We start from the raw sequence: 8,789 nt of genomic DNA, 5'->3' as shown, positions 1-8,789 counted from the left end.
GTGCTTGGCGGGCTCGTTGGGATCATCGGGTTCGAAGATGATCGCGGTCTGATCGCCGCGGGTCGCCAGATGCCGGTCAACGCAGTTGGCCGCCACGTTCAGCGTGCCATCGGAAAACCAGTTGATCTTGACCTGACCCAGCGTGAAATCAACGTCCTTCACCTGCGTCGGCACCTTCATCCAGTCCAGACGCTGCGCCTGCTCCGCCCAGAACCCATCAGGATCAGACACAGACCGCGCATACATCTCCTCATACCGCGCCGCGTTTATATGGGCGCGTGCGACGGTTTCAGCGGATGGCGGATACACGGCCGTACCATCTGTGGTGGTGGTTTGATCGTTCATGGTTTTGGTCTCCCTCGCGCCGCCTGATCCCCCTCAGGCGCTTCAGACTGCGATCACAGACGTGTTATCGCGGCTTGTTTCGATCATAGGCGAAGGTGAAAATAATAAAATAAGTAAAATAAAAACAGGTATTTGGTTGTAAATATTTTTCATAAAGTAAGGAAAATACGTAAACAAATTTACTTTCCGCAGGGTAAAGCCCTAAGAAACAAGGTAGTTTCTTGGCATGGGTTTTTTGGCTGTTTGCGGTAACCGTGACACGCGGTAGCAGGCTTGGAATTCGCGCCATGGGTGTGACATATTGATCCGGTATGCCGCTGTATGCAGAATTTTCGCTGCCCGCTTTTTGACCAACTCACAAAAACTGCCCGAAAACCGGGCGCTGAGTCGGAGGCCAACTCAACACCAGACTTGGTGCCTGTGCCGCGCTTGGCCTAGACTGAACGCATCACGCACAGGAGCGCCGAACCAGATGACAGACCTGACCCCTTTGGAACGCCGGATCGCCGTGGGCCGTGGCGATGCACCCGCAGACCTAGTGTTGCGCGGTGCCAAGACGCTTGATCTGATCACCGGTGACCTCATGGATGGCGATATTGCCATTTGCGATGGCATGATTGCAGGAACGTGCGGCAGCTATGACGGGGCTGAAATCCGGGACATGACGGGTCTGATCCTCGTTCCAGGGTTTATCGACACCCATCTGCACATCGAAAGCTCGCTGGTCACGCCCTATGAATTCGACCGCTGTGTCGCCCCGCATGGCGTCACCACGGCAATCTGTGATCCGCATGAGATCGCCAATGTGATCGGTGCATCGGGCATCCGCTATTTCCAGGAGGCGAGCCGCCACACGCTGATGGACATCCGCGTGCAACTGTCGTCCTGTGTGCCGTCCACGCATATGGAAACCGCCGGGGCCGAATTGCTGGCCGCCGATCTCGCGCCGCTCATGGGCCATCCATCTGGCATCGGTCTGGCGGAATTCATGAATTATCCCGGCGTCATCTACCGGGACGCTCAGGTGATGGAAAAGCTGCATCTGTTCGAGGGCGGTCATATTGACGGCCATTGCCCGCAATTGCGCGGGATGGACCTCAACGCGTATATTTCTGCCGGGATTTCGACAGAGCATGAGGCGACGACAGCCGACGAGGCGCGCGAGAAGTTGCAAAAGGGCATGCGCGTTTTGATCCGCGAGGGGTCGGTGTCAAAGGATTTACACGCGCTGCAGCCGCTGCTGACCGAACGCACCGCGCCTTACATGTGCCTCTGCACCGATGACCGGAACCCGCTCGACATCGCGGAGGAGGGGCATCTTGATTACATGATCCGCACCCTGATCGCATTGGGCACGCCACCTCTGGCGGCCTATCGCGCGGCGTCGCTGTCGGGGGCCGAGGCATTCGGGCTCATGGATCGCGGATTGATCGCACCGGGCAAGCGGGCGGATATTGTGGCGGTTCGGTCGCTTGAGGCCTGCGACGTGCAAAAAGTATTCTGCGCCGGGGTAGAGGCGACAGCCAGGAATTTTACCAAGCGGTCAAAAATAGAACCGGTGGGCACAGGTTCCGTCCACGCGCCGCATCTGACCCCTGAGGATTTCCGCGCCAAGGCGAACCGGGCCGAGACCGATGTGATCGGCATCGTCGAAGGCAAGATCATCACCGAACATCTGCACGAGACCATTGTGGTCGAAGACGGCGACAAACACCCCGACCTGGCGCGCGACCTCATTCGCATCGCGGTGGTGGAACGGCATGGCAAGAACGGGAATATTGCTACCGGCTTCGTGCGCGGTTTTGGCTTGCAGCGGGGGGCAATTGCCTCGACCGTCTGCCACGACCACCACAACATCGCCTGCGTTGGTGTGGATTACGCCGATATGGCGCTGGCGGCGAACCGGCTGTCCGAGATCGAAGGCGGGTTTGTCGTGGCTTCCGGGGGTGAGGTGCTGGCCGAACTGGCGCTGCCGGTGGCCGGGCTGATGAGCCTTGAGCCGTTTGAAGAGGTGCATGACCGGCTGGTGGACCTGCGTGCCGCGGCCAAGAACCTGGGCGTGACGCTCAATGAGCCGTTCCTGCAACTGGCGTTTCTGGCGCTGCCGGTCATTCCCGCGCTCAAGATCACCGACCGGGGAATGGTCGATGTGACAAAATTCGAGATCATTCCTTAACGGACGGCGACCGCAAGCAATTCGGTCAGAAGCGGGTTGGGATAGCGACGGTCCAGCGTGACCGCGTAGAAGAGTTCATGCAGGTCCAGCATCGCCGCCTGTACCAGATCACCGCGGGTGAGCTCGTCTTGCACGACGATCGGTGGCACCACCGCCAAGCCTGTGCCGCGCAGGGCGAGAAGGCGGATCATGGCCATGTCGTCAACCTCGGCGGCGATGATGGGCTTGGCTTGGACGCGCGAGAGCAGGGTATCGAAGGCGTTGCGGATCTGCGTGTCGCGGGTGGGCAGGATCAGGGGGTGATCGGCCACAAGCTCTTCGAGCGGGCGATTGCCGCGCACCCGGTCGGGTATGCCGAAGAGACCCACGGTTTGATCCGCCAGCTTTTGCGTCAGGTACGGGCTGATCGCATCGCGGGCAGGGGGCGTATTGGTCAGCACAACGTCGAGGTTGAGCGCGTCCAGAGCGGCGTAAAGCTCGGCCGCGCTGCCGGAGCGGAGGATCACCTCGACATCGGGACGGCCAAGGACCGGTTCCAAAAAGGTGATCTGGAAGTTGCGCGACAGGGTCGACAGGGCGCCAACTCGCAACGCGCGGGCCGGACGGGCTGTTTCGCGCAGCGTGTCGAGCAGTTCTTCGCCGGCCGAAAAGATCGTGTCGGCGTGATCGAGCGCGATGCGTCCGGCTTCGGTCAGATGCAGGGCGCGGCCCCGGCGCTCAAAAAGTGTTTGGCCGAGACGATCCTCCAACTGTTTGATTTGCGATGATAAAGCCGATTGCGACAGGTTCAGCCGCTCGGCCGCGCGGGTAAGGTTGCCGTCATGGGCCACGGCCCAGAAGTAGCGCAGGTGGTGATAATTGAGATCCGACATTCGTTCAATTTAAGTGAACGATTGATCCTAAACAATGTATTTTTCTTCACCAAAGCGGCAGGCTACGTCCCCGATCAAGATCACGCCCTCAAAAGGAGACCGTATCATGATCACCGCCTTGCCGCTTTTTGCGCCAGCGTTTTTCGCCGTCATCGGGTTTGTCTACATGCGCAGCGACATGCCGCGCGGGTCGGCCCAGTTGCGTCTGGGCGAATATGCGGGTCTGGCCGCGATGGTCGTGTCGATTGCAACGCTGGGTCTTCTGATCGCCAACGGATCGGCCACCAGCCCGCTGATCGGCGCGGCCGAGATGGGCTTTGCCGCCCGGATCGACGCGGTGAGCGTGACCATGCTGATGCTGGTGAGCTTCATCGGCTGGGTCGTGATGCGGTTCGCGGTGACCTACACCGATGGGGAAAAGAACCAGACGCGGTTTCTCGGCTGGTTGAGCCTTGGCCTTGCGTCGGTGCTTCTGTTGGTGACGGCAGGCAATCTGATCCAGTTGATCATCGGCTGGGGCGCGGTGGGTCTTTGCGTCAACCGGCTGCTGCTGACCTACCCCGAGCGGGCGGCGGCACAGCGGGCGGCGCGGAAAAAGGCGCTGTGTTCGGCGGCCTCAGACGCGGTTCTGATTGCAGGTGCTTTCGCTTTGGCAGCCGCTTACGGCACGGCGGACATTCACACGATCATCGAAGCCGCGAGCGCTGGCGAAGGCGGTGGTGCCGCGATCCTTGCCGCAGGTCTGCTGGCGATTTCGGCGCTGTTCAAATCGGCGCAGGTGCCGACCCATGGTTGGTTGACCGAGGTGATGGAAGCGCCGACGCCGGTCTCTGCCCTGCTGCACGCGGGCGTGGTGAATGCGGGTGGCTTCCTCTTGATCCGGTTTGCGGATGTCATGCTGCTGGCCCCTGGTGTGTTGAGTGTGCTAGTGATCCTTGGTGGCTTCTCGGCCTTGTTCGGTGGTCTGGTGATGCTGACCCAGCCATCGGTCAAAACCTCGCTCGCATGGTCTACGGTTGCGCAGATGGGTTTCATGATCCTGCAATGTGGTCTGGCACTCTTCCCGCTGGCGCTGCTGCACATCGTGGCGCACTCGCTTTACAAAGCGCATGCCTTCCTTGCCTCGGGTGGTGCCGTGGCGCAGGTGGCGTCGATCCGGCGCCCCGGCCCGGTGGCGATCCCGAATGGCAAGGCGGTGCTCAAGGCCTTCGCCATCGCGCTGGCGATCTACGGCACACTTGGCCTGCTTCTGGGCATCGACGGCAAGTCGGCACAGGCAATTGCGCTGGGGGCTGTGCTGGTGATGGGTGTGGCGTACCTGCTGGCCCAAGGTCTGGCGGATCACGCGCCCGAACTGCTGACCCGGCGTATGGCGGTCTATTCCTTGGCGACCACAGTGAGCTACTTCGCGCTGCAGTCCATTGCGATCTGGTTGACCACGGGTGCGTTGCCCGCAACCCCGGCCCCCGGCCCGCTGCAATGGGCTCTGATGGTGCTGACCATCCTCAGCTTCGGCACCGTGGCGCTTGCGCAGGCCACCTTCCCGAACTGGGCCAGCCATCCTGCCGCCCAAGGCCTTCGGGTGCATCTTTCGAACGGATTTTACCTCAACGCGGTGTTTGACCGGCTGACCGGCGGCTGGGCCGCTCGGTCACGGTAACGGACAGGACAGGAGATCAAGACATGCTGACAATGGTTGAACGGTTCTCGGGTCCGGCCCTTGAGATCATGGCAGGTGCAAAGACCGCCGCCGCCCATATCCCGCCGCTCTGGTCGCTTGAGGCGACGGTGGCCGTGAACCCTTATGTGGGGCAGGCGGGTGAGCCCTTGCAGATGGCCGCTGCCCGTCTGGCGCGGGTGGCCGGTGTGCGGACGGTGCCGGAGCGGGCACATTTCAAGGCAAAGTTCGCGGCAGGTCAGTTGAGCGTGGCCGACCTCGAGGCGGGTCTGGCCGAAGTGCCGGAGTTGGCGGCGACGGTCGACGACCTGATCGCGGCGATGGACAAGACCGTGCCACTGCCTGAAGCGCTGCCGACGCTGGCCGATCTGGCCGAAGAGGTGTCAGACATCAACTGGCCCGATTTCGTGGCCGAGCGGATCGGGCATTGGGCAGGCGGTCATTACGACACCGGTCAGGCGCTCTGGCCTGCGCCCAAGACACGGGCGTGGCTGTCGTGGCGGTCCTTCGCGCAGCGCGACCTGACGCCCGAGATTTTCGGCCTGACAGGCTTTGCCGCGCGGGTGGCGTCGATGTCGATGTCGGCGCGGGGCGCGCTGACGAAATGTGCCGAGGATATGGGGATCACGGCGGGTGCCTGCGAAAGCTATTTCCACACGCTCCTGATGCGGCTCGGTGGCTGGGCGCAGCTTGCCTCGGGCGAGGCGTTCCGCGCGAACCTGAAAGGCGGTGCCAACAACGACATCACCGACCTTCTGACCGCCAAGCTGGTCTTCGAAGCGGCGTTGCTGGCGCGGTACAGGGACAAGATTGGCGAAAAATGGGCCAAGGTGCTCGAGGCGCATGCCCAGCCTATCGTGCCGAGCGAGGACGATCTGATCGACGCAGCGCTTCAGGCGGCAGCGGATCATGCGGCGGCGCGGGCGCTGGACGCCACTTTGGCGCAGCCCGTGGAGGCCAAGGAGACCGTGCCGAACGTGCAGGCGGCGTTCTGTATCGACGTGCGGTCCGAAGTGTTCCGGCGGGCGCTGGAGGCCTCGGGTGACGGGATCGAAACCATTGGCTTTGCAGGCTTCTTCGGCATCGCGGCGGCGCATCACGGATTCGCGTCTGATGTGCTGGAAACACGGGGTCCGGTGTTGATCAATCCGGGTGCAACCTCCGCCGCGACCGACCCGCAGGACAGCGACGTGCTGACCCGCGTGGCGAAACGGGTGACGCGGGCGTGGGGCCGGTTCCGGCTGGCGGCGGTGTCGAGCTTTGCCTTCGTCGAGGCGACCGGGCCGTTGTACCTTGGCAAGCTGGTGCGGGATTCGCTGGCGCAGAAACATCCCAGCCTCGGCAATGACCCGGCACCGGCCTTGTCGGACAGCCTGACGCTTGTGGACCGGATCGGTATGGCGGCGACCATCCTGTCGGCGATGTCGATGAAATCGGGCTTTGCCAAGGTGATCCTGCTGGCGAGTCACGGCGCGGGTGTGGTCAACAACCCCCATGCGAGCGCGTTGCAATGCGGGGCCTGCGGCGGCCATGCTGGCGATGTGAACGCACGGCTGGTGGCGTTGCTGCTCAATGATGCAGAGGTGCGGGCCGGGTTGGTCGAGACGGGTATCGAGGTGCCTGCCGAAACCGTGTTCCTTGCCGGTCTGCATGACACGGTGACCGACGAGGTGCGGCTCTACGAAGATGATCTGCCCGCCGGTCATACGCAGGGCGCGACGATCGCGTCACTGAAGCAGGCGCTGAAACTGGCGGCCAAGGTGACACGGGGCGAACGGGCGGCGCGTCTGCCGCGCGCGGCGGATCAGATGGCGGTCATGGCGCGGGCCAAGGACTGGTCGGAAACGCGGCCCGAATGGGGGCTTGCAGGTTGTTCCGCCTTCATCGCCGCCCCCCGGTCGCGGACCATGGGGCGGAGCCTTGACGGCCGGTCCTTCCTGCACAGCTATGACTGGCGACAGGACAAGGGCTTCGGTGTTCTGGAGCTGATCCTGACCGCACCTGTCGTCGTGGCAAGCTGGATCAGCCTGCAGTACTACGGATCATCCGTGGCACCAGATGCGTTCGGGGCGGGCAACAAGCTGCTTCACAACGTGACCGGCGGGATCGGTGTGGTCGAAGGCAATGGCGGCGTGCTGCGCGGTGGTCTGCCGTGGCAGTCGGTGCATGACGGCGAGACTTTCATGCATGATCCCTTGCGGTTGTCGGTGGCAGTTGAAGCACCGCGTGAAGCCATCAGCGAGATCCTCAAGCGGCACGCCGGGGTTGCTGCGCTGTTCGACAACGGCTGGCTCAAGCTTTACGCGATGGATGACGAGGGCCGGTTGGGCTGGCGCTATACCGGCGGCGGAGAGTGGGTGTCGCTGCGGGGCGATACCGCTGCGGCGCAGATCGCGGCAGAGTGACGGGCGTCAGGGCTGGGTGATGTCAATCGACACGCCCAGCCCGCGCAGGACATCCCAATACGTCGGGAAGGTCTTGGACACACAGTAAGGGTCTTCGATCCGCACACCTTTGACCTTCATGGCGGCTAGGGCAAAGCACATGGCGATGCGGTGGTCGGCGTGGCTGTCGATGAGCCCGTCGCTGACATGATCTGCCAGCGCGGGATCGGCATGTATGATCAGGTCGTCACCTTCAACCGAAGCCAAACCTGCGCGCACCTGCAACAGCCCCTTGTGGACCGCATCAATGCGGTCGCATTCCTTGACGCGCAGGTTCTCGATCCCGGTAAAGCGCACGGGCGTTTCGTTGAACGCGGCCAGCACTGCGAGAGTTGGGATGGCGTCCTGCATCTGTGAACCGTCTATTTCCGCAGGCATATGCGGAAAGGCGGCGATCATGTCATAAGCTTTGGCGTCGGGCTGGTTCATGTCACCGGGGGCGGTGCCGATGTCGATGCGTCCACTGGTCAGCTTCTCTGCAGCCCATAGGTAGGTCGCGGCACTTGCGTCGGGTTCGACGTGGTAATCGGCAGCGCTGTAACCGCCGGGTGCGACGATGATCTGGTTTTCGGACGGGAACTCCACCGTCGCCCCAAAGGCGCGCATGACGGCGGCGGTGATGTGCAGATACCCGACCGCGCCGATCTTGCCGCCACCGATGGCGATGCGGGTCCCAGCGTCGCCCATCGCGGCGAGCATCATAATGGCCGAGATATACTGGCTGGAGAGCTTGCCGCTGACTTCGATCTCACCGCTCTGGAAACTGCCGGTGCCTTTGACTGTGACGGGCGGGCAACCGGTCTCGGAGGTGGCGTCAACGCCCATCGCCTGCAACGTGTCGAGCAGGGGCGCGATGGGGCGTTTTTTCATGTGCTCGTCGCCGGTGACGATGGTGGTGCCGTTCACCAGTGCCACAGCGGCAGTCAGGAAACGGGTCGCGGTGCCCGCATTGCCAAGGAAGAGCGGATCGGACGCGGGGTGAAGGGTGCCAGAGCCTGTGACTTCGACCGTGGTCTCGTCGATCTCGGTGACGCCTACACCCATCTGCCGGAGAGCGGTCATCATGTAATGCGTGTCGTCGCTGCGCAGGATGCCGGTCAAGCGGCTGGTGCCGCGTGCCAAAGCCGCCACCAGAAGCGCGCGGTTGGTCACGGATTTGGAGCCGGGCAGTGTCACGCGGCCCACCAGCGGCTGGGTCACAGGGGTGATCTGGGCGATGGGCAAGGGCATCAAGGATCTCCGGTCGGAATGTCAGATGCGGGTTTACGGGTTTT

The 8,789-nt window shown here is 62.7% G+C and carries 6 protein-coding genes; 3 read left to right on the top strand and 3 right to left on the bottom strand.

Going from position 1 to position 8,789, the window contains the following annotated elements:
- On the bottom strand, positions 1 to 345 hold a 345-nt coding region (locus JJ869_RS09695), incomplete at its 3' end, for an acetyl-coenzyme A synthetase N-terminal domain-containing protein (protein ID WP_292266593.1).
- A 481-nt stretch (positions 346 to 826) separates the two neighbouring features.
- Between JJ869_RS09695 and ade the strand changes: the two genes are divergently transcribed.
- A complete protein-coding gene (gene ade / locus JJ869_RS09690) occupies positions 827 to 2,521 on the top strand; it encodes an adenine deaminase (RefSeq protein WP_292266600.1) in 1,695 nt (564 codons plus the stop codon).
- Here the strand turns inward: ade and JJ869_RS09685 are convergent.
- The gene (locus tag JJ869_RS09685) at positions 2,518 to 3,393 is read right to left on the bottom strand and encodes a LysR family transcriptional regulator (protein WP_292266591.1); all 876 of its coding nucleotides are present in this window, start codon (positions 3,391 to 3,393) and stop codon (positions 2,518 to 2,520) included. The two genes, ade and JJ869_RS09685, sit on opposite strands and share 4 nt — an antisense overlap.
- Positions 3,394 to 3,559: 166 nt before the next feature.
- Here JJ869_RS09685 and JJ869_RS09680 point away from each other — a divergent pair, with 166 nt between their 5' ends.
- Together JJ869_RS09680 and JJ869_RS09675 are read left to right on the top strand one after the other, a co-directional pair.
- Positions 3,560 to 5,053, top strand: a complete 1,494-nt coding sequence (locus JJ869_RS09680) for a proton-conducting transporter membrane subunit (RefSeq protein WP_292266598.1) — start codon at positions 3,560 to 3,562, stop codon at positions 5,051 to 5,053.
- Between the two features lie 32 nt (positions 5,054 to 5,085).
- Positions 5,086 to 7,476: a DUF2309 domain-containing protein gene (locus tag JJ869_RS09675; protein WP_292266595.1), complete on the top strand. Its 2,391-nt coding sequence runs from the start codon at positions 5,086 to 5,088 to the stop codon at positions 7,474 to 7,476.
- 6 nt (positions 7,477 to 7,482) lie between these two features.
- Here JJ869_RS09675 and JJ869_RS09670 read toward each other — a convergent pair whose 3' ends face one another.
- Entirely contained in the window at positions 7,483 to 8,745 is a 1,263-nt protein-coding gene (locus tag JJ869_RS09670; RefSeq protein ID WP_292266589.1) for a 3-phosphoshikimate 1-carboxyvinyltransferase, read from the bottom strand.
- Positions 8,746 to 8,789 lie beyond the last annotated feature (44 nt).

The sequence above is a fragment of the Marivita sp. genome (genome assembly GCF_017643905.1).
In the GTDB taxonomy this organism is placed as follows: domain Bacteria; phylum Pseudomonadota; class Alphaproteobacteria; order Rhodobacterales; family Rhodobacteraceae; genus Marivita.
This window is presented reverse-complemented; position numbering and strand designations above follow the sequence as displayed.